General features: G+C 62.6%; 19 protein-coding genes. 9 read left to right on the top strand and 10 right to left on the bottom strand.

All coding sequences use genetic code 11. From position 1 onward, the window contains the following. Nucleotides 1-124 precede the first annotated feature (124 nt). The 4 genes from FYB76_RS13680 to FYB76_RS13665 all read left to right on the top strand — a co-directional run bounded on the left by FYB76_RS13680 (nt 125) and on the right by FYB76_RS13665 (nt 3,060). Complete coding sequence (locus FYB76_RS13680; protein WP_008331044.1) at nt 125-595, top strand: nuclear transport factor 2 family protein; 471 nt, start codon at nt 125-127, stop codon at nt 593-595. A 9-nt stretch (nt 596-604) separates the two neighbouring features. Beyond that, complete coding sequence (locus FYB76_RS13675; RefSeq protein ID WP_154133972.1) at nt 605-1,162, top strand: TetR/AcrR family transcriptional regulator; 558 nt, start codon at nt 605-607, stop codon at nt 1,160-1,162. Between the two features lie 38 nt (nt 1,163-1,200). Then, on the top strand, nt 1,201-1,701 hold the full coding sequence (locus FYB76_RS13670; RefSeq protein ID WP_154133970.1) for a cupin domain-containing protein: 501 nt from the start codon (nt 1,201-1,203) through the stop codon (nt 1,699-1,701). 372 nt (nt 1,702-2,073) lie between these two features. After that, nucleotides 2,074-3,060: a malate dehydrogenase gene (locus FYB76_RS13665; RefSeq protein WP_162292101.1), complete on the top strand. Its 987-nt coding sequence runs from the start codon at nt 2,074-2,076 to the stop codon at nt 3,058-3,060. Nucleotides 3,061-3,289: 229 nt separating this feature from the next. Here the strand turns inward: FYB76_RS13665 and FYB76_RS13660 are convergent, their stop codons facing one another. After that, nucleotides 3,290-4,240 (bottom strand): SDR family oxidoreductase, encoded by a 951-nt coding sequence (locus tag FYB76_RS13660; protein ID WP_154133969.1) that lies wholly within the window; start codon nt 4,238-4,240, stop codon nt 3,290-3,292. Between the two features lie 99 nt (nt 4,241-4,339). Here FYB76_RS13660 and FYB76_RS13655 point away from each other — a divergent pair, with 99 nt between their 5' ends. Then, a complete protein-coding gene (locus tag FYB76_RS13655; protein ID WP_154133968.1) occupies nt 4,340-5,245 on the top strand; it encodes a LysR family transcriptional regulator in 906 nt (301 codons plus the stop codon). Between the two features lie 200 nt (nt 5,246-5,445). Here FYB76_RS13655 and FYB76_RS13650 read toward each other — a convergent pair whose 3' ends face one another. Together FYB76_RS13650 and mgtA are read right to left on the bottom strand one after the other, a co-directional pair. Continuing rightward, nucleotides 5,446-5,835 carry a DUF4148 domain-containing protein gene (locus FYB76_RS13650; protein WP_154133966.1) on the bottom strand — a complete coding sequence of 130 codons (390 nt, stop codon included), beginning with the start codon at nt 5,833-5,835 and terminating at the stop codon, nt 5,446-5,448. A 277-nt stretch (nt 5,836-6,112) separates the two neighbouring features. Beyond that, nucleotides 6,113-8,875 carry a magnesium-translocating P-type ATPase gene (gene mgtA, locus FYB76_RS13645; protein ID WP_154133964.1) on the bottom strand — a complete coding sequence of 921 codons (2,763 nt, stop codon included), beginning with the start codon at nt 8,873-8,875 and terminating at the stop codon, nt 6,113-6,115. A gap of 889 nt (nt 8,876-9,764) precedes the next feature. Here mgtA and FYB76_RS13640 point away from each other — a divergent pair. Then, on the top strand, nt 9,765-9,947 hold the full coding sequence (locus FYB76_RS13640; RefSeq protein WP_006462830.1) for a hypothetical protein: 183 nt from the start codon (nt 9,765-9,767) through the stop codon (nt 9,945-9,947). Between the two features lie 212 nt (nt 9,948-10,159). Here FYB76_RS13640 and FYB76_RS13635 read toward each other — a convergent pair whose 3' ends face one another. Next, nucleotides 10,160-11,407: a diguanylate cyclase gene (locus FYB76_RS13635; RefSeq protein ID WP_229296964.1), complete on the bottom strand. Its 1,248-nt coding sequence runs from the start codon at nt 11,405-11,407 to the stop codon at nt 10,160-10,162. A gap of 392 nt (nt 11,408-11,799) precedes the next feature. On the opposite strand from FYB76_RS13635, the gene dacB reads away from it, so the two are divergent. Next, nucleotides 11,800-13,239, top strand: a complete 1,440-nt coding sequence (dacB, locus tag FYB76_RS13630) for a D-alanyl-D-alanine carboxypeptidase/D-alanyl-D-alanine-endopeptidase (protein ID WP_154133963.1) — start codon at nt 11,800-11,802, stop codon at nt 13,237-13,239. A gap of 62 nt (nt 13,240-13,301) precedes the next feature. Here the strand turns inward: dacB and FYB76_RS13625 are convergent, their stop codons facing one another. The 3 genes from FYB76_RS13625 to FYB76_RS13615 are packed head-to-tail and all read right to left on the bottom strand — an operon-like array spanning nt 13,302 to nt 15,309. Continuing rightward, entirely contained in the window at nt 13,302-13,835 is a 534-nt protein-coding gene (locus tag FYB76_RS13625) for a TPM domain-containing protein (RefSeq protein ID WP_088754870.1), read from the bottom strand. 1 nt (nt 13,836) lies between these two features. Further along, nucleotides 13,837-14,697, bottom strand: coding sequence for a YgcG family protein (locus FYB76_RS13620; protein WP_187697652.1), 861 nt, complete (start codon nt 14,695-14,697; stop codon nt 13,837-13,839). An 18-nt stretch (nt 14,698-14,715) separates the two neighbouring features. Beyond that, nucleotides 14,716-15,309: a LemA family protein gene (locus tag FYB76_RS13615; RefSeq protein WP_017453905.1), complete on the bottom strand. Its 594-nt coding sequence runs from the start codon at nt 15,307-15,309 to the stop codon at nt 14,716-14,718. Nucleotides 15,310-15,474: 165 nt separating this feature from the next. On the opposite strand from FYB76_RS13615, the gene pyrF reads away from it, so the two are divergent. Then, nucleotides 15,475-16,293, top strand: coding sequence for an orotidine-5'-phosphate decarboxylase (gene pyrF, locus FYB76_RS13610; protein ID WP_088754873.1), 819 nt, complete (start codon nt 15,475-15,477; stop codon nt 16,291-16,293). A gap of 73 nt (nt 16,294-16,366) precedes the next feature. Here the strand turns inward: pyrF and FYB76_RS13605 are convergent, their stop codons facing one another. The 3 genes from FYB76_RS13605 to thiL form a co-directional block, all read right to left on the bottom strand. Continuing rightward, the gene (locus FYB76_RS13605) at nt 16,367-16,849 is read right to left on the bottom strand and encodes a CinA family protein (RefSeq protein ID WP_088754874.1); all 483 of its coding nucleotides are present in this window, start codon (nt 16,847-16,849) and stop codon (nt 16,367-16,369) included. Nucleotides 16,850-16,988: 139 nt separating this feature from the next. Then, nucleotides 16,989-17,534 (bottom strand): phosphatidylglycerophosphatase A, encoded by a 546-nt coding sequence (locus FYB76_RS13600; protein WP_088754875.1) that lies wholly within the window; start codon nt 17,532-17,534, stop codon nt 16,989-16,991. Further along, a complete protein-coding gene (gene thiL, locus FYB76_RS13595; RefSeq protein WP_154133962.1) occupies nt 17,531-18,496 on the bottom strand; it encodes a thiamine-phosphate kinase in 966 nt (321 codons plus the stop codon). Before thiL ends, FYB76_RS13600 begins: the two co-directional genes overlap by 4 nt. Nucleotides 18,497-18,898: 402 nt before the next feature. On the opposite strand from thiL, the gene FYB76_RS13590 reads away from it, so the two are divergent. After that, complete coding sequence (locus tag FYB76_RS13590) at nt 18,899-21,211, top strand: NADP-dependent malic enzyme (protein ID WP_088754877.1); 2,313 nt, start codon at nt 18,899-18,901, stop codon at nt 21,209-21,211. Nucleotides 21,212-21,357: the final 146 nt, after the last annotated feature.

The raw sequence follows: 21,357 nt of genomic DNA, 5'->3' as shown, positions 1-21,357 counted from the left end.
GAAGCAGGTGTCGCCAATGCGACATGGCAAGAAAAAAATGCTTGCGAATCAAAGTTGATCGGTCTATATTGTCTGTACCGAACAGTACATTGTGTGTTGAACGGTACATTCAAGGAGAATAACCATGTCGATCCGTCCGCCTCTTCCGCCGTTCACCCGTGAAACCGCCATCGAAAAGGTCCGTCTGGCCGAAAACGGCTGGAACACCCGCGATGCCGAAAAGGTCGCGCTTGCCTATACCGAAGACAGCTGGTGGCGCAATCGTGCCGAGTTCGCTCAAGGTCGCGAAGCCATCACCGCCCTGCTCAAGCGCAAATGGACGCGCGAGCTGGATTACCGCCTGGTCAAGGAGCTGTGGGCCTTTGACGGTGCGCGTATCGCGGTGCGTTTCGCCTACGAGTACCATGACGATTCCGGCCAGTGGTATCGCGCCTACGGCAATGAGAACTGGGAATTCGACGAGAACGGCCTGATGCATCATCGTCACGCCTGCATCAACGAGCATCCGATCAAGCCGGAAGAACGCAAATTCCTGTGGGACAATAGCGGCCCACGCCCGGCCGATCATCCCGGGCTGAGCGATTTCGGTATCTGAGGAAAATGAATGGCTAGAGTCATTGCGGAAAAAGACGATGTGATCCCCTTGCTGGCGGAGGTGTTTCGCACCTACGGTTTCGAGGGGGCGAGCCTGGCGCGCATCAGCGAAGGGACCAAGCTGGGCAAGGGCAGCATCTATCACTTTTTCCCTGGTGGCAAAGAAGAGATGGCCGAGGCCGTGCTGGGCCACGTGGATGCGTGGTTCAGGCGGCATGTGTTTGATCCGTTGAACGACAGCGACGATGCGGTCGCGGGCATCAAGGCCATGTTCGCCGATGTGAGCCGCTATTTCCTGTCGGGGCAGCGGGTTTGCCTGGTGGGTGTCTTCGCGCTGGGCAATGAGCGCGACCGCTTTGCGGTGATGGTGCGCGATTACTTTGCCGCCTGGATCGAGGCGCTGGCCTCGGCGCTGGTGCGCACCGGGCGCAAGCCCAAGGAAGCGCGTGCCTTGGCCGAGGAAGTGGTGGGGGGAATACAGGGGGCGCTGGTGCTGGCGCGTGCGCTGGATAGCACCGATGTGTTTGCAGAGACGTTGAAGCGGTTTGAGAAACGGCTTTTAAGCTGATATTGATATTCCCCTTCAACCCGTCCAACACCCAGAACATGTCCCGACATCGCCTCGAAGAATTGATTTCACACCTCAATCTTGAACCCCATCCGGAGGGCGGTTTCTTTCGGGAGACCCATCGCAGCCTGGAGCGTGTAGCGCGCGCATCGGGCGGTGCCGGCCGCTCGGCGGCGACCGCCATCTATTACCTGCTTGCTGGCGGGGACCGGTCAACCTGGCACCGGATCGATTCGGAAGAGATGTGGCACTTCTATGAAGGCGACCCCCTGCACGTCCATGTCCTGCTGCCGCAGGGGGAGCTTCAGACCTTGTGCCTGGGCAATGCGCTGGAGCATGAGGGCGCCCATTTCCAGGCGCTGGTCCCGGCAGGCGCCTGGTTTGCGGCCGAGTGCACGGTTCGGGAGGGCTATAGCCTGGTCGGGTGCACGGTGGCGCCGGGCTTCGAATTTGATGCGTTTGAAATCGCGCAGGCAGATCAGCTGCTGGAAGACTGGTCGCAGCACAAAGAACTGATTGAACGGTTGGCGCGGAAGTGACTATGGTGTTCATCGACAGAAGTGCCACGGAAGTCGGCTGACGGCCGGAAGCGGAACTCGTCTTTCCAAGAAAGCGCCTGCATATCGCGGGCGTTTTTGCATTCGGAGCTCCTGATCGGGAATAGACGTGCCAGTGGATAAAGCTATATAAAAATCAGATAACCCAGACCGGTGCCGGCGGGTTATGCACATAGCCCAACGTGGTCATGCGCGGGCGCCGTCAAGAGGCACTGCAAAATTGATCTACCTGATTTATTGATCGATATAACAAAATTAAGTTGTTTTACAGCTTTGTTCTCTTTGCGTAGAGTGGCCTCACGGTGTGGCCCACGAGAGGTCGCACCGCAAGTCCATCCACATTGAACGGGTCCCATCATGAAACCTATCAAGCACATCGCCGTCACTGGCGCCGCCGGTCAAATCGGATATTCCCTGGTCTTTCGCATCGCCAACGGCGACATGCTCGGCCACGACCAACCCGTCAGCTTGCGGCTGCTGGATGTCCCGGCGGCTCAGGCCGCGCTGCGCGGCGTGGAAATGGAACTGCAGGACTGCGCCTTTCCGCTGCTGCGCGACGTAGTCTGTACCGACGATGCCGAGCAGGCCTTCGCTCAGGTCGACTATGCGATTCTGGTGGGCGCGCAGCCGCGTCAGAAGGGCATGGAGCGACGAGACCTGCTGGCCGCCAATGCCGACATCTTCGTGCGTCAGGGGCGTGCACTCAATGCAGTTGCCAGCCGCACGGTGAAGGTGCTCGTGGTGGGCAACCCGGCCAATACGAACGCCCTCATCGCGATGAGCGCCGCGCCCAATCTCGACCCGTCCTGTTTCAGCGCGATGATGCGGCTGGACCATAACCGCGCCCGCGCCATGCTGGCCAAGCGCTTGGGTGAGCCGGTGGACAGCCTGGAGCAGGTGGTAGTGTGGGGTAATCATTCGCCCACCATGTATGCCGATTACCGTTTCGCGTTGGTTCGAGGAGAGCCGGCACCGCTGAGAATCCAGGACGAGCAATGGAACCGCGAGATCTTCATCCCCCAGGTGGCGCAGCGTGGCAGTGCGGTCATCGAGGCGCGCGGCAAGTCATCGGCGGCATCGGCCGCCAGTGCTGCGGTGGATCACATGCGCGATTGGGTGTGCGGCAGCCAGGGGCGTTGGGTATCGATGAGCCTGCCCTCAAATGGCGATTACGGGATTCCGGAAGGGATCTTTTTTGGCGTGCCCGTCCGTTGCGAGGACGGCCGTATCGAACGCGTCAATGGTCTGTCCATCGATACATTCGCGAGCGAACGCCTGCAGGGTGCCGTCAATGAGTTGCTGGAAGAGCGTGACGCCATCCGCCACCTGCTGCAGAGCTGAACTGTTCTGTCCTTCCCGCTTCCGGTCACCAAAAAACGCCTTGATGCCGTGCGATTCGCAAGCCGCCGACTTGCTGACGCACGGCAAGGTGAGAATGGTGGCTGATGGTCGCGCAAGCAGGCCATGCTTGAGACGTTCGCTATCGGCATCCAAGGGGGGGCGTCCCGCGATGGCGTCGGTGCGCGCTCAAGCTCAGCCAGCGATCAAGTCGTGCGGCCTTGTCGCCCGCTCAGGAGCGCCTCCCGCCCTGGGCTTGCAGCGCCATCCTTATCCCCTCACCATAAGGCGTCTTCCTGATCGGCCCGATCAATTGCTGTAGCGCCGTATCATCCATGATCACTGGCTGCGTCTGCAGATAGTGCATCTCCACCAGCTCGCGCATCATCGGATGGAAGAGTCCGATCAGCCGCAGCATGGTCTTGCCTGCCACGCGTTTTTTCAGCTTGCGTCCGGTCTGGCGTTCCATTTCCGCAACCAGGGCCTTCTGTGTCGTCACGCCGGCACCGGCCAGGTGCCACACCTTGCCGAAGGCGGCAGGCGTGCTGACCAGCCTGGCCACTACCGGCCCGACATCGGGCACGAAGACGAACTCGTGCGGACGGTCTAGCGGCCCGATCAGGTCGGCTGTGCCGCCCTGGGCTGCGGCCTTGATCGCGCCATGCAGGAAACTGGCTTCGACGCCAGGGCCGTAGAAATCCGGCAGGCGCAATACGGCTGCACGGAGGTGGCCTTCCTCATGCGCTTGCATCAGCAGGTCTTCCTGCGCCTTGCGCATGCGGCCCTTGAAGGTATGGGGCTTGCGCGGATGGTCTTCGCGTATCGGCGAGGACTGCGGCAGACCGTAGGGGTACACCGTACCGATGAGGAGGATCTGCTTGACGCCCGCGCGGATGGCACCGGCCAGGGTCTTGCGCATCAGTTCCGGATGCAGTTCGAACTGCGTGTAGTGCACGCCCACCAGGTAGATCAGCGTATCGATGCCGTGCGCCGCCGCTTCGACCGAGGCCGGGGAAGCGGGATCCCAGGTGATGATCTCGGCCAGGGGATCGGCGCCGAAGGCCTGGCGCAAGCTGGTTTCATTGCGCCCGACCACGCGGTAGGGCTGCCCTTGGGCACGGATGGCAGAGGCGATGCTTTGGCCGATGGCGCCGGCGGCGCCGAAGAGGGCAATCCTGGACATGGGGTTCTCCTGCGTGAGGGTGTGAGTGCGAACATCCCCAGTATGCAAAATTGCGGTATAAATGAAAATTGCATAAATAAGCCTAGCGCCTATACATAAATGAATACCCCGGCCGACATCGAACCCAACTGGGAGTGGTACCGCAGTTTCCTCAAGGTCCTGGAAACGGGATCGCTCTCGGCGGCGGGGCGCGAGATGGGCCTGACGCAACCCACCGTCGGCCGCCACATCGAGCAACTGGAAGCAGCACTGGGGCTCAAACTCTTCGTACGTTCCTTTGATGGGTTTTCACCCACGGATGCGGCGCTGGAATTGAAGCCTTATGCGGCCGGCATTGCGGCCACCTCGGCCGCGCTGCGGCGGGTCGCCAGCAGCCATGGCAGGGAAGTGCGGGGCACGGTGAGGCTGACCGCCAGCGAGGTCATCAGCGTGGAAGTGCTGCCGCCCATCCTGGCCGAACTCAAGCATCGTCATCCGGGGCTGTGCATCGAGCTGGTGATGTCAAACCGGGCCGATGACCTGTTGCAGCGCGAGGCCGATATTGCCGTGCGCATGTTCAAGCCGGCCCAGGATGCGCTGGTGGCCAGGCGGCTGGGCAACATCGAAGTCGGATTGCATGCGCACCAGCGCTACCTGGCTGCGCACGGGGTGCCGCATTCGATTGCCGCGCTGGCCGGCCATGCGCTCATCGGCTTCGATCAGGAGAACGCCTACGTGCGCAAGATGCTGGAGCAATTCCCCTGGCTCACGCGCGCCGGCCTTGCGTTTCGGGCCGATAGTGACCTGGCGCAACTGGCGGCCATTCGTGCGGGCTTCGGTATCGGGATTTGCCAGGTGGGCGTGGCGGCCAGGGAAGAGGCGCTGGTGCACCTGCTGCCCAGGAAATTCTCGGTCAAGATGGAAACCTGGATCGCCATGCATGAGGATCTGCGCGCCAGTCCGCGTTGCGCGGTGACCTTTGCGGCGTTGGTGGCGGGATTGGGCGCGTATATACGGGGTGGCTGATGCGCCCCCGGGCTTTCTGCGACAAGGCATGCATGGCCGATATGGCTGCGCCGCCGGGATCGTCGGGCAATGACGCGCCATCCGCCTGATGCTGCGGTCGCATGCCGAACAGACGTTCTCGGTTCAGTGACTCCAGTGTGCGGGCCAAGGGCGACAGGGGAGGGCGCAACCAGCAGGCAGGCGGAAGGGGGCTGTGGTGATCAGTAGCCGCGGTACAGTTCGTTGAGGTCGCCGCGTCGCTGGGCTTGCAGCAATTCGGCTTTTACTTCTTCACGTGTCTTGTTGTAGGAAGGTGCAGGCGTAGGAGGATAGTCCACATCATTGATGTTCAGGAGGCCTTGTGCGCGTGCTTGCTTCAACTCTTCAATGACCTGGCCACGGGTCTTGGTGGATACAAATTCAGGCAGGATCGGATAATCGACATCCCCTCGGCTCACCAATCCCGCGGCCTCGGCATCCTTCAGTTCCTGGATCACCTCTGCGCGTGTCTTTCCCTGGACGGGTGTTTCCTGCGCGTGCGCTGCGGCCGTCAACAGGCAGCCGTTAGCGCAGATGATTGCAGTGAAAGCGAATAGCTTGAACGACTTCATTTTTTCCTCATGAGTTGATTTCTTCTGCGGACCTGCAGTGCTGTGTCAGCAAGGCAGGGCACCTGTCACACCGGCATCGGAGCGATATCGGGCGACCATTGCAGTTTATTATTTCGATTTCGATGAATAAACTCGATATATCGAAAATGACTATTTCATAAGAAGAAATAATTTACGGGGAAGTGTCGGCAGCAGCTTGGCTTCGCCAAAATGGCCGCTTGAAAAAAATGCCTGCTCCGTGGAGCAGGCATCTTCATTGCAGCACCAAGGCGCTGGGTTACTGCCACCCATACCGCTTGGCATACCACCCCTTCATCGCCTGGATCAGCACCGCATAAGCGACCAGGATGGCCACCAGCCACGGGAAGTAAGACAGCGGCAGCGCCTCCAGCTTGAAGTAATGCGCCAGCGGCGTCATCGGGATCGCAATGCCGATGGCCATGATGACCAGCGTCATCCCCATCAGCGGCCACGAGGCGCGGCTCTGGAAGAAGGGGATGCGGCGCGTGCGGATCATGTGCACGATCAGCGTCTGCGACAGCAGCCCTTCGATGAACCAGCCGGACTGGAACAGGGTTTGATGTTCCGGCGAGCTGGCGCCGAAGACAAACCACATCAGCGCAAAGGTCGTGATGTCGAAGATCGAGCTGATCGGGCCGAAGAAGACCATGAAGCGGCCGATATCACCGGCATCCCAGCGCTGCGGCTTTTCCAGGAATTCCTTGTCGACATTGTCGAAGGGAATCGAGATCTGCGAGACGTCATACAGCAGGTTCTGCACCAGCAGATGCAAGGGCAGCATCGGCAGGAAAGGCAGGAAGGCACTGGCGATCAGGACCGAGAAGACATTGCCGAAGTTGGAACTGGCCGTCATCTTGATGTATTTCAGCATGTTGGCGAAGGTCTTGCGGCCTTCCAGCACGCCTTCTTCCAGCACCATCAGGCTCTTCTCCAGCAGGATCAGGTCCGCCGCTTCCTTGGCGATATCCACGGCCGTATCGACCGAGATGCCGATGTCGGCCGCACGCAGGGCCGGCGCATCATTGATGCCATCCCCCATGAAGCCGACCACATGGCCACGGTCATGCAGCACGCGCACGATGCGTTCCTTGTGCGCTGGCGAGAGCTTGGCGAAGACGGTCACCGTTTCCACCGCTTCGGACAATTCGGCATCGCTCATCTTCTCGACATACGAACCCAGCAGCATGCCCTTGACCTCCAGCCCGACCTCGCGGCAGATCTTGGCGGTGACCAGTTCGTTGTCGCCGGTCAGGATCTTGACCTTCACGCCATGGGCACGCAAGGCGGCCAGGGCAGGGGCGGTCGATTCCTTGGGCGGATCGAGGAAGGCGATGTAACCGATCAGCACCAGGTCCGATTCGTCCGCGAGGCTATAGACCTCCTTGGTCGGCGGCAGGTCCTTGGCGGCCACACCGACCACGCGCAGGCCTTCGGCGTTGAGGCTGCCGGTGGTGGCGCGGATCTCGTCCAGCAGGGCCGGGGTCAGCGGCACCACTTCGCCGTTGACGCGGGCGCGCGAGCACACCGAGACGATTTCCTCGACCGCACCCTTGCAGATCAGCTCATGGTGATCCTCGCGCTCGGACACCACCACCGACATGCGGCGGCGCTGGAAGTCGAAGGGAATTTCGTCGACCTTGCGATAGGCCGAGGCGATGGACATTTCACGTTGCAGTTCGGCGTGCTCCAGCACGGCCACGTCCAGCAGGTTCTTCAGGCCGGTCTGGTAATAACTGTTCAGGTAGGCGTATTGCAGCACTTCGTCGTCGGGTGCGCCGTGGATGTCGGTATGACGTTCCAGGAAAATCTTGTCCTGCGTGAGCGTGCCGGTCTTGTCGGTGCACAGCACGTCCATGGCACCGAAGTTCTGGATCGCATCGAGCCGCTTGACGATCACCTTCTTGCGCGACAGCGCCACCGCGCCCTTGGCCAGGGTCGAGGTCACGATCATGGGCAGCATCTCGGGCGTCAGGCCCACGGCCACGGAAAGGCCGAACAGGAAAGCTTCGACCCAATCGCCCTTGGTGAAACCATTGATGAAGAACACCACCGGCGTCATCACCAGCATGAAGCGGATCAGCAGCCAGCTGACCTTGTTGACGCCCGCCTGGAAGGCTGTGGGCGTGCGGTCGGTGGCGGTGACGCGCTCAGCCAGCGCGCCAAAATAGGTGCGCTTGCCGGTGGTCAGCACCACGCCCGTGGCCGAGCCGCTGACCACGTTGGTGCCCATGAAGCAGAGGTTGTCCAGCTCCAGCGGGCTGCTGGTGTTGAGGTTGCTGGGGGTGACGAATTTTTCCACCGGCAGCGATTCGCCGGTCATCGCGGCCTGGCTGACGAACAGGTCCTTGGCGGCCAAGAGGCGCAGGTCGGCGGGGATCATGTCGCCCGCCGAGAGCAGCACGATGTCGCCCGGTACCAGCTGGTGGATGGGCACTTCGACGCGGCGCGCGCCCTTGGGGTGCAGCAGCACGTCGAAGTAACGCTGCGCTTCGGCGGCGATCTCTTCGACCTGGTCGTGGCGCATCACGGTGGCGGTGTTGCTGACCATGGCCTTGAGCTTGTCGGCGGCGGTGTTGGAACGCGCTTCCTGCACGAAGCGCAGCAAGGTCGAGACCACCACCATGGTACCGATGACGATGGCGGCCTTCATGTCCTCGGTGTAGAAGGAGACCGCGGCCAGCAGGGTCAGCAGCAGGTTGAACGGGTTCTTGTAGCAGTGCCACAGGTGGACATACCAGGTCAGCGGCTTCTCGTGCTCGACTTCGTTGGGGCCGCTGTGTTCACGGATGGCATCGGCTTCCGCTTCGGTCAGGCCATCGGGGCGCGACTGCAGGCGCTGCAGCAGCGCCTGGGCTTGGCTGCGGGAGGCTTCGCTCAATTGCTCGGCCAGGGTTGGCGGGACTTCCTTGGTCACCGGGGCGCTGCGGAACATGTCCATGCCCAGGCGGCGGAAGTGACGGTCCATACCGCGTGCGCGGATGAAGCTGACAAAGGTTTCTTTCAGCAGGTTCAGATTCATGGCGTGCTTCTTTTCTTGTTGGGCCTCGTCCCGTGGACGAAGCGGTTTGCATCGCGTCGGCCTGCAGCAGGGCAGGCCGGCATCGGGGTCAGCGCCGTGTGGACGGCCCCCGCGAAAGACGGGCGGCCGGACGCGGCGCGCTGGGTCTTCGCGTATTCATGATGGATGTGTCAGTCGCATTGCAGCCTCCGCCTGGTTGAGCGGAGACCCTGTCATCGGCGCCTGAAGGCGCGAGCAGACGTGCAGCCGCATGGCGGCTGGCCATGCGGAAGGCGTTGCGCCATGGCGCGCGCGGCATCAGGCCGGCCGGTTGCCGGCTCGAAGGAGCGGGCAATGCGGTCGCGATGCAGCTGCGTTCTGACGCCGTGTCTGCGGCGGTCGATCGTCGATCTGTCGTTGTGAGGGAATGTCGTTGTCAGCGGCGCTGCTGAAAACCCGATCTGCAAAGACCGCGCGCTGCCGACATGAATTGCCGTCATCTGCCTGGTGCAAGATGACGACAGGATGAAGTCCTGCTGAAATCCTTGCTGAGGCTTAACCCGGAATTAACCGGCAACAACTGTCACCCGAACAAGTGCCCATGAGAGGGACTCCAAAAAATGAGAACGGGCGAATTCTACGCCCGCGCGGAAAACAGGGTCAAGGCAAATCCGCCCCCGTTGCCGAAAATTTGTGCATCTGCAACAAGCCGGAATGGAAGCTTTCTGCTTCAGAGTGGGGATCAGGAAGCTGATTTTTGCAGCCCTGGACGCTGCTCTGCAGCACCGATTCTCGTGCGCAGCGCCTTGTCTTCCATGGTGTACGGCCTATACTCAATACGAGGCAAGCCCCAACAGAGTACGCGCAGCAGCCCCGCGCAAAACCAATAAACTCGACCAGGAGACGCATCATGCCCAACCTCATCATGAACAACCTGATGTTCTTCATTCCCATGGCGCTGGCGGGTTTGTTGCTATGCGGGGAGGTTCCGGTGGCCTCAAGGATGGTCCGTACCAGTTTGAGAGCAGTGGGCGCGGTCTTCGGCGCATTGCTCGCCCTTTTAGTACTGGAAGCACTGCCAGTGCTAATTTAGCGGGCTTTCTGCGGCCCGCTTTGCCGCTCGTTGCGGCAGTGGCCGGGGCATCGGCGCAGGCATTTTTTTAGGGAAGTACGCCTATCATTCCGTCATGCCGATCGCCCCGCCTTGATTTCCCTAGGTCGATGTTTTCACAGTGGTCTCGTGGCGGCCCCGAAAACATCGGCCTTTTTTGCGTCCATCGTATTCGTCGGTTCATCGGCGCCAGTTCAGACGCAGCAGGGCGGCGGCGGTTGATTGGGCGAGCCGGCCGCGCGTTCGAGCCCGGGATGCCAGACCACCAGCCGGTCCCGTCCGCTTTCCTTGGCACAGTACATGGCATGGTCGGCCCGTTGCAGCCAGACGAAATGGGCCTCCATGTCGGGCGAGAAGGGCACCAGTCCTCCGCTGACGGTGCAGCCATATAAATTGTTTATATCATCGTGCAGGCGCGCCGCGTCGACCAGGCCCTGCGCCAGCGCCAGCGCGTCGGTGGGGTGCATGTCCCGCAGGATCACCCCGAATTCTTCTCCCCCGTAGCGCCCGATCCAGTCCTGTTCGCGCAGCCTTGAACGCAGCAGGCGCGCGAAGTTGCGCAGCACTTCGTCACCGACCAGGTGGCCCCAGGTATCGTTGATGCTCTTGAAGTAGTCCAGGTCCAGCAACAGCAGGAAGGTCTGGGTCTGTCCCGATGGCTGGCGATGGCGGCGTTCGAATTCTTCCATCAGCAGGCTTTCCCAGTAGCGTCGGTTGAAGAGCAGGGTGAGGCCATCGAGCTGGCTGACGATCTCGAACTGGCGTGAGCGCTCTGCCAGTTTCTTCGACATCAGGTAGGTGGATTGCCCCAGCGCCAAGGGATAGAGCGCCATCATGGGCAGGCAGGCGAGGATGGTGGTCAGGTCCGACTGGGGCAGGAAGTGCGCCCCCAGCAGCCACCATCCCAGTGCGCAGGCAAGGATGCTGGCATAGAGCCCGCGCAGGAACAGGCGCAGGCCGCCGGCGGCTATGTTATCCATGGACAGCATCGAGATGATGACCGCGCTGGGCACCAGGTTGCCCTGCAGGGCCGCGATCCAGAAGCCGCCGAAGGCGGCATCGATGACCAGGTTGCGCCGCTCGGCGCGATAGGGAATGACGCTGCGCAGCGCCCAATGGCGGGCGACGTGGGGCCATACGTAGCCATGCGCCACCAGCAGCAGCCACAGCGGCCACGGCACGGGATGTTGCAGGAAGCCGGCCGCGACGCAGAAAAATCCCACACCCAGGCCGATCACCCGCAGGCGGTAGATACGCTGCACGAAGCGCACGCCCTTGCCGGCCAGTGCGGCTGTAGCGGCCTCAACCGTACCGGTTGCCCGCGGGCGATACAGGGCCAGCGGATCGACGAGATTGAGCAGCAGGCGCCGCAGGCGCGGCCACCCTGAAGGGGCCGGGGGCGCGGGTGAACAATCGGGGTTGGAGGGGGATGACATGTTCATGTTTTTCTTTCGTCGGGACCGCAGGTGCTGCCAGGGCGACCGCGCCGGTCAGGCGGATGGTACGTGCTGGTTACATGGCAAGCATGATTATCGGTCACGCAGCGTAACGCCTTCCGGCGGCTCTTCGCAAGCCTGGCCTGCCCTTGCCTTGACCCCGGTCGGTCGCGCACGGGGAACCGTTTCCTGCTGGCATTGGTCATTGGCAGGCCGGGCTTGTGCATCTTCCCTGTTGCAAACGGCAGGTGTAAAGCCTTCAGGGCCTGTCCAGAACAGGCCCTAGTGTCGCATGGCAAGGTGACGCGCCGATGTCCTCTGACGGCGGGCCGCACCGGGCGCGCCAGCGGCCTGCCATGCATCCCCTATAATGCCTGCTCCTCATTCCAGTCTGAATCATGCTCCGCTTTCCCCGCCTCCTGCAGTGTCACCGGTTTGGTTTTTCTTCGTTCATCGTTTCGCTCCTGGCCAGCAGTGCCGTCTGCGCGCAGGGCCTGCCGCCGGCCGTGGTCGGCGCGCTGCGGGTGGCCCATATCCCGCAGCAGAACACGGGGGTGGTGGTGGTCGATGCCGAAAGCGGCAAGCGCATGCTGGCGGCCAACAATACCGCGCAGCCTTTCAATCCCGCTTCCGTGATGAAGCTGGTGACCACCGATGCGGCCCTGGAGATCCTCGGTCCGACCTATACCTGGAAGACCCAGGCCTATATCGACGGCACGCTCTCCGGGGGCGTGCTCAATGGCGACCTGATCCTCAAGGGCGGGGGCGATCCCAAGCTGGTGCTGGAGAATTTCTGGCTGTTCCTGCGCCAGTTGCGCGCACGCGGCATCAAGGATATTCGCGGCAACCTGGTGCTGGACCGCACTTATTTTGCGGAGTCCAGCTATGACCCCTCGCAGTTCGATGGGGATCCGCAGAAGCCCTACAACGCCGGTCCCGATGCGCTGCTGATGAATTACCGCACCCAGGCTTTCCGGTTTGAACCGGATGCGGCCAATGGCGTGGTCAATGTGAGCATGGATCCGCCCATGGCCGGTGTCACCCTCACGCCGCCGCGCCTGTCGCAGGAACCCTGCGGTGACTGGCAGGGCAAGCTGAAGATGAACAACGACCCCAACGCCGTCAGTTTCACCGGCAGTTACAGCGCCGATTGCGGGCCGCGTGTGTGGTATGTCCATCCTTACCGCATGAATAATGTGCAGTATGTAGGCGCGAGTTTTGCACAGATGTGGGCCGACCTCGGCGGCAGTTTTGCCGGACGCGTACTCAACGGACAGGTCACGCCTTCGGCACGGCTGATGGTGGAAGTGCAGTCGCCACCGTTGCCGGAAGTCATCCGCGACATCAACAAGTACAGCAACAACGTGATGGCGCGCCAGGTGCTGCTCACGCTGGGGGCGGAGATGACCGGCCAGCCCGGGGACACCGTCAATGCCGCGCGCGCGGTGCGTGGCTGGCTCAATGACAAGGGCATCGATACCAATGGCCTGGCCATCGAGAACGGCGCCGGTCTTTCCCGCGTGGAGCGCGTTACGCCGGCGCTGCTGGCGAGCGTGCTGGTGCAGGCTTATCGTTCGCCGCTGATGCCGGAGTTCGTATCTTCACTGCCGCTGGTGGGTTACGACGGCACCATGCGCCGTCGCCTGAAGACGCAAAGCGTGGCGGGGCAGGCGCATATCAAGACGGGCACGCTCAATGACGTGCGTTCGATTGCGGGCTATGTGCAGGCGGCCTCGGGCAAGACCTATGTGGTGGTGTTCCTGATCAATCACGCTGCTGCGCCCAATGGGCAGCAGGCGCAGGATGCCTTGTTGCAGTGGGTGTACGAGAACGGTTGAGTTGAGCAGCGGGCGGCTTCAATCGCAGCCGCCGCCACCCACTAGGGCCTGTTCACATCGCATCAAAGTAGCAGGGGTTTGTCGGAGAGTTCGTTGTGCAGGTCGCCGGCGCCATCCGGGGCGCGCGGCAAGGCCTTCGCCAGGATCGCATGCAGGCTGGCCAATGCCTGCAGGGTGCTGGCCTCGTAGTGGCCAGCGGCATACCCGGCAGTCATCTGCCTGCACACCTGTTGCCATTGCTCCCGCGTGACACGCGCATTGATGCCGCGATCGGCGACGATTTCGACCTTGCGGTCGGCCAGGTTGAGGTAGACCAGCACGCCGCAGTTTTCCTCGGTATCCCAGATGCGGTAGTGCGAAAACAGCTCGTGCGCGCGCTGGCGGGCGCTTTCACCTCGCCGCACTGCGCCCAGCGTCAGCGCGGCTTCGACGATCACGCGCACTTGCGCACGGTGCTGCCGTTCTCCTTCACCGATGCTGGCCTGGATCGCCTTGAGGGTGGAAGAGGGAAAGATGCGCCGTGCCGCCGCACGCGTCATGCGCAGGTGGCGCAGCAGGCGCGCAAACAGGGAAGGGGATGCATTGTTGTGCGCCATGTCACCAGTCTCCCGAGGCGCCGCCGCCATCGAATGTACCGCCACCGCCGGAGAAGCCGCCACCGGACGAACCGCCAAATCCACCACCGAATCCGCCGCCACCCGATCGCGAACCGCCCCGGCCGGAACTGGCCTGGCGCAAGGCCTCATCGACCAGGCTGCCGATGATGACCCCGGCGGTCGTGCTGCCGCCGCGTCCCCAGTCATTGTTGTTGAGCGCATTGCGGTTGCTGCGGCGCGACTTGAGCAATACCGTGAAGAACACCACCAGGAACAGACCGATCACCACCAGCGTGATCCAGCCTGCGCCATCGTCGCTCTGTACTGCGCCGGAGGATCGTTTGGCCGGTGGCAGCTTTTCCTGTTCCAGCAGGGTGGTGATGGCCGTCACGCCCGCCGCCAGGCCGCCATAGAAATCGTTCTGGCGGAAATGCGGGGCGATCACGTCTTCCAGGATGCGCTTGGATTGCGCATCGGTGAGGCTGCCCTGTACGCCACGCCCGGCTTCGATGCGCAGGCGGCGCAGGGATTTTGGGTTGTCCTTGGCGACGATCAGGATCACGCCATCATCCACGCCCTTGCGGCCCAGCTTCCACGCTTCGGCCACGCGGATGCTGTATTGCTCGATGGCTTCAGGTGCGGTGGAGGACATCAGCAGCACGCCGATCTGGCTGCCGGTGCGCTGTTCGATGTCGGCCAGAACGCCGTCGAGGGCCTGGCGCTGCTGCGGCTGCAGCAGGTGGATCTGGTCGACGACGTGGGCCGTCAGCGGCGGTACCGGCACCAGGCCGTCATCGGCACGAGCCGGTCCGGCCAGCGCGATCCACGCCAGCAGCCAGCAGGTCAGGAGCAGTTTGCGCATGGCCAATGGGGCGGGCGCTTACTTGCCAAAGTTGACCGTGGGCGCGGTCGAGATGGCTTTTTCGTTTTCTACCGTAAACGAAGGTTTGACTTCATAGCTGAACAGCTTGGCCGTGATGTTGGTGGGGAAGCTGCGCGCCAGGATGTTGTAATCCTTCACAGCGGCGATATAGCGCTGACGGGCCACGGTGATGCGGTTTTCAGTCCCTTCCAGCTGGGATTGCAGGTCGCGGAAGCTGGTGTCGGCCTTCAACTGCGGATAGTTCTCGGAGACCGCCATCAGGCGCGACAGCGCCGACGACAATTGCCCCTGTACTTCCTGGAATTTGGCAAAGGCCTTGGGATCGTTGAGCACTTCCGGGGTGATCTGGAAGCTGGTGGCCGCAGCACGGGCGCGGGTAACGGCTTCCAGGGTGTCCTTCTCGTGCGAGGCATAGCCCTTGACGGTGTTGACCAGGTTCGGGATCAGGTCGGCGCGGCGCTGGTACTGGTTGACCACTTCGCCCCAGGCGGCCTTGGTGGCTTCATCCTTGGCCTGGAATTCGTTGTAGCCGCAGCCGGAGAGGGTGAGGGCGGTGATGGCGATGGCCAGCCAGGCGAAGAGTTTTTTCATGTTGTTTTCCTCGTAGCAAAAAGTGAAGCAAAGAGAGCGCATGAGACCATGCAAACCTGCTGAAGTGCCCGATGTTCCGCGAAAAACCCTGAACATCAGTCAAAAATCGAGGTCTGGACAGGCCGGCGCGCTACAATAGCGCATCTTTCAGTTAAAGGCACCACCGTGACATTCATCGAGAAACTCAACGCTGCGTGGACTTCGCGCAATTCCCTGCTGTGCGTCGGCCTGGACCCCGACCTCAAGAAATTCCCCGCCGAGCTGCAGGGCAAGCCGGACGCGATCTTCGAATTCTGCCGCGCCATCATCGATGCCACCGCCGAAGCCGCCTGTGCCTTCAAGCCGCAGATCGCCTATTTCGCTGCCCTCGGTGCGGAAGAGCAACTGGAGCGCATCTGCGCCTACCTGCGCACCAACTACCCCGAGATCCCGCTGGTGCTCGATGCCAAGCGCGGTGACATCGGCGCCACCGCCGAACAGTATGCCCGCGAAGCCTTCGAACGCTATGACGCCGACGTCGTCACGGTCAGCCCCTACATGGGCTGGGACTCGGTCTCGCCTTACCTGGAATGGAAGGATCGCGGCGTGATCGTGCTGTGCCGTACCTCCAATGCCGGCGGTTCCGACCTGCAATTCCTGGAAGTCGATGGCAAGCCGCTGTACCAGCACGTGGCGCGCCTGGTCGCCGAGAAGTGGAATACCAACGGCCAGTGCGGCCTGGTGGTCGGTGCCACCTTCCCGCACGAGCTGGCCCAGGTGCGCGCCATCATCGGCGACATGCCGCTGCTGGTGCCGGGCGTGGGGGCCCAGGGTGGCGATGTGGAAGCCACGGTCAAGGCCGGCAAGACGGCCTCGGGTACGGGCATGATGATCAATTCTTCACGTGCCATCCTCTACGCCAAGCCCGAAGCCGGCGAAGATTTCGCCGCTGCGGCGCGCCGGGTGGCCATCGAGACGCGGGACGCGATCAACCGCTTCCGCTGAGCTGCGCAAGCACAGATGAAGAAAAAGGCGGCGACTCCATGGGAGCGCCGCCTTTTTCTTCATATTCGCCGCGTCAGTCTGCCAAAAGCTTCAGCAGGCCCTTGAGTGAATGTTCCACCGTCTGGGCCCGCACCTGCTGGCGGTCGCCCTTGAAGACCAGGCGCTCCGTATAGGTCTTGTCGCCCACGCGCCAGCCGAAGCAGACGGTGCCGACCGGCTTGCCCGGCACCGCGCCGCCGGGGCCGGCGATGCCGGTGGTGGAGACGGCCACATCCGAACTGCTGTTGGCCACCGCCCCTTCGGCCATGGCACCGGCGATTTCCTCGCTGACCGCGCCATGCTGGGCGATCAGGGCTTCGGAGATGTCCAGCAATTCGTTCTTGGAGGCGTTCGAATAGGTCACGAAACCGCAATCAAACCATTCCGAGGATCCGGCGATTTCAGTGATGGCATGGGCGATGCCGCCACCGGTACAGGATTCTGCAGTGGCCAGGAGCAGGCCTTTGGCTTTGAGGGTGTGGCCCACGCGGGTGGCCAGGTCCAGGGTGCTGTCCATGAGTGTCATCCTCGGCTGTGCCGCAGTCGGCGCCGGGAGGTGGGCGCGCTGCGGTCGGTTGATCAACGAAGTGCGTGGACTAGGATACTCCGATGTCGGGGAATGTTGTATCGGACAAGCCCCGATTGTTCACTTCCGGTTACCAATAAGTGCGCCAGAACGCAAACACCAGCAGCGTATAGAAGGCTGCCACGATGTCATCCCACATCACGCCGAAACCGCCCTTGAAGCGGCGGTCGAACCAGGCGATCGGGGGCGGTTTGACCATGTCGAAGAAGCGGAACACCAGGAAGGCCGCAAACTGCGTCTTCAGGCTGGCCGGCATGACCAGCACCAGCACCAGCCAGAAGGCGATGATTTCATCCCACACCATGCTGCCGTCATCGGGCGAATTGAGCGCCTGCCCCGTGCGGTGACAGGCCCAGATGCCGATGATGAAGCCGGCCGCAATGATCACCAGCCAGTTCGCCGCCGTGAAGACATGCGGCCAGCGTGTGGACAGCACCGCATAGGATAGCCACGCAAAGAGCGTTCCGGCCGTGCCCGGCATGATGGGCGAGAGGCCGCTGCCGAAGCCCTGGGCGATCCAGTGCGCCGGATGGGCCAGCATGAAGTGCGGGGTCGGCTTGCGTTTGCGGGGCGAGGCCGAAGGCGGCGGCGGGAAGGGCGAAGAAGCTTGGTTCATGAACGGAAATGATCGAAGGAATCCGGCGTGTCCTGCAGCGGTTCACCGGCGGCATCGAGCAGCCGCAATCCGGCTTGCGCATCGATCTGGCCGATGCGGGTGACGGTGGTTCCAGCGGACTGGGCGGCCTTGAGGACAGCCTCGCGCTGGCGTGCCGGGGCAGTGAAGCACAGTTCGTAATCGTCGCCGCCGGACAAGGTAAAGCGGCGGCGCAGGTGCAGGTCGCGCTGCTGCAAGGCCGGGCCGGGCGGCAGGGCGTCCACGTCCAGCGTCGCCCCCACGCGGGACCGGTCGAGGATGTGGCCGAGGTCGCCCGCCAGGCCATCGGAGATGTCGATGGCGGCATGGGCAATGCCACGCAGGGCCAGGCCCAGCGCCACGCGCGGGGTGGGCGCATGCATGCGCGGGGCGGCCAGCTGCAGTTCTTCGGTGTTGATGTCGAATTCCTGGCGGTAGCCGGCCAGCGCCAGGCGCGCATCGCCCAGCGTGCCGGACACCCAGATGTCATCCCCGGCGCGGGCAGCATCGCGGCGCAGCGCCTGTTGCGGCGGCACTTCGCCGAAGACCGTGATGCTGATGGTCAGCGGTCCTTTGGTGGTGTCGCCGCCGATGAGCTCGCAGCCATGGGCATCGGCCAGCGCCAGCATGCCCTGCGAGAACGGTGCCAGCCAGTCGGCGCGCGCTTCCGGCAAGGCCAGGGCCAGCGTGAAGGCAATCGGCTGGGCGCCCATGGCGGCCAGGTCGGAGAGATTGACGGCCAGGCACTTGTGGCCCAGCAGCAGGGGATCGGCATCCGGGAAGAAGTGGCGGCCAGCCACCAGCATGTCGCTGGAAATGGCCAGCTGCATCCCCGGGGCCGGTGTCATCAGCGCGCAGTCGTCCCCCACACCCAGGGCCGTGCGGCTGTCGGGAGCGGGCGGGCGGCTGAAATAGCGCGCAATGAGTTCGAATTCGGAAAGCATGGCGCGATTGTAACCAATCCGTCACGGCTTCAGGCGCACAATATCCCGGCGACGGCGCATGTTGCGATGCAGCGCAAACTGCCCGGATGCCGCGCCAGGGCAGGGTGCGCGAGCCCATGGTGAAGGGATAGGGGTTTTCCCCAATACCGGATATGCAAGGGCAGTGTCAGCCTCTCGTGCGGGAAATCAAGCTGCGCGCAACTGCGCACATCAGGCGGCAACTGGTCGTCATCTGGCCCCGGAAATGCCATGTTCGCGGTCATCACGGGTTTGGGTCGACAGGCCGCAAAGCCAGTCCGGAGAAGGCTTTGCGCGGAGCAGCATGAGCCCTGCGGCCTATGATTGAGGGCCGACCTCTGCTAGAATCGACCCCCTTCGCAAGTCAACTAGAGAATACAGAGTATGGATTCGATGATCAGTAAGAAAGAAGAAGTGCGTCAGCAACTTCGTCAGGCAGCGCTGGATTACCACGAGTTTCCGACCCCGGGCAAGATCGCGGTCACGCCCACCAAGCTGCTGACCAACCAGCGTGATCTCTCCCTCGCGTATTCTCCGGGCGTGGCTGCGGCCTGCGAAGAAATCGTCGCCGACCCGCTCAACGCCTTCCGCTACACCGCCCGTGGCAACCTGGTGGCCGTGATCACCAACGGTACCGCCGTGCTGGGCCTGGGCAACATCGGTGCGCTGGCGTCCAAGCCGGTCATGGAAGGCAAGGGCGTGCTGTTCAAGAAGTTCGCTGGCATCGACGTCTTCGACATCGAAATCAATGAAACCGACCCGGACAAGCTGATCGACGTCATCGCGGCCCTGGAGCCGACCTTCGGCGGCATCAACCTGGAAGACATCAAGGCGCCGGAATGCTTCTACATCGAGCGCAAGCTGCGCGAGAAGATGAAGATCCCGGTCTTCCACGATGACCAGCACGGTACCGCCATCATCGTCGGCGCCGCCATCCTCAACGGCCTGAAGGTCGTGGGCAAGGACATCAAGAACGTCAAGCTGGTGGTCTCCGGCGCGGGCGCGGCGGCGCTGGCCTGCCTGGACCTGATCGTCGACCTCGGCTTCCCCATCGAAAACATCTTCGTCACCGACCTGGCCGGCGTGGTCTACAAGGGCCGCAAGGAACTGATGGATCCGGACAAGGAGCGTTTCGCCCGTGAAACCGACGCCCGTACCCTGGCCGAAGTGATCCCGGATGCCGACATCTTCCTGGGCCTGTCCGCCGCCGGCGTGTTGAAGCCCGAGATGGTCAAGCAGATGGCCGCCCGTCCGCTGGTGCTGGCCCTGGCCAACCCGACCCCGGAAATCCTGCCGGAAGAAGTGATGGCCGTGCGTGACGACGCCATCATCGCCACCGGCCGTTCGGATTATCCGAACCAGGTCAACAACGTGCTGTGCTTCCCCTACATCTTCCGCGGCGCGCTCGATTCGGGTGCCACCACCATCACCCGCGAGATGGAGATCGCCACCGTCCACGCCATCGCCGAGCTGGCCCAGGCCGAGCAGTCCGATATCGTGGCCTCGACCTATGGGATCGCCAACCTGTCCTTCGGCCCGGAATACATCATTCCCAAGCCCTTCGACCCGCGCCTGATGATCAAGATCGCGCCGGCCGTGGCGCGTGCTGCCGAAAGCTCCGGTGTGGCCGCCCGTCCGATCCAGGACATGGATGCCTACATCGAGAAGCTGGAACAGTTCGTCTACCACAGCGGTACCTTCATGCGCCCGATCTTCCAGGTCGCCAAGAAGGCTGCCGAGGCCAAGAAGCGCATCGTCTACGCCGAAGGCGAAGAAGAGCGCGTGCTGCGTGCGGTCCAGGTGATCGTCGATGAAAACCTGGCCAAGCCCATCCTGGTGGGCCGTCCGGAAGTGCTGGAACAGCGCATCAAGAAGTTCGGCCTGCGCCTGCGTGCCGGCACCGACTTCGAGGTCATCAACCCCAACTTCGACAACCGCTACCGCGATTACTGGCAGAGCTTCCTGGAGATGTCGCGCCGCAAGGGTGTCACCGAGCAGTACGCCAAGCTGGAAATGCGCCGCCGCCATACCCTCATCGGTTCCATGGCCATCCACAAGGGCGATGCCGATGGCATGATCTGCGGCACCTACGGCACCACCCAGCTGCACCTGCACTACATCGACCAGGTGCTGGGCAAGCGCGAAGGCGTGAACGTGTATGCCGCGATGAATGCGGTGATCCTGCCCAATCGCCAGCTGGTGATGGTGGACACCCACGTCAACGAAAATCCCAACGCCCGCGAACTGGCCGAGATCACCATGCTGGCCGCTGAAGAAATGCGCCGTTTCGGCCTGCATCCGCGTGCTGCGCTGCTGTCGCACTCGAACTTCGGTTCCAGCAACAGCGAATCGGCCCGCAAGATGCGCGAAGCCCTGGGCATCCTGCGCGAAATCGCGCCGGACCTGGAAGTCGATGGCGAAATGCACGGCGATACCGCGCTCGATTCCAAGCTGTTGAATGCGGTGATCCCGGATTCGCCGTTGAAGGGTGATGCCAACCTGCTGGTCATGCCCAACATCGATGCCGCCAACATCGCCTACAACCTGCTCAAGACCGCATCGGGCAACGGCGTGGCCATCGGCCCCATCCTGCTGGGTTGCGCCAAGCCGGTTCATATCCTGACCCCGTCGGCGACGGTGCGCCGCATCATCAACATGACGGCCCTGTGCGTCATGGATGCCTTGTCCGAACGCTGATCGCAGCCTCGGTCGGACCGTAAGACCGTAGACCGCAAGACCTTGAGAGCGGCGCATGTCGAAAGACATGCGCCGTTTTTCATTGCGCGCGTGGCTGGATTCCCGGACATGCCGCGCAGCAGCATTCCGGGAATCCGCACCGGGTG

The sequence above is a fragment of the Herbaspirillum sp. CAH-3 genome (genome assembly GCF_009668275.1).
Classification (GTDB): domain Bacteria; phylum Pseudomonadota; class Gammaproteobacteria; order Burkholderiales; family Burkholderiaceae_D; genus Herbaspirillum; species Herbaspirillum aquaticum.
Note: the sequence above shows the minus strand (reverse complement) of the source record. Positions and strands in the feature narration are given on the sequence as shown.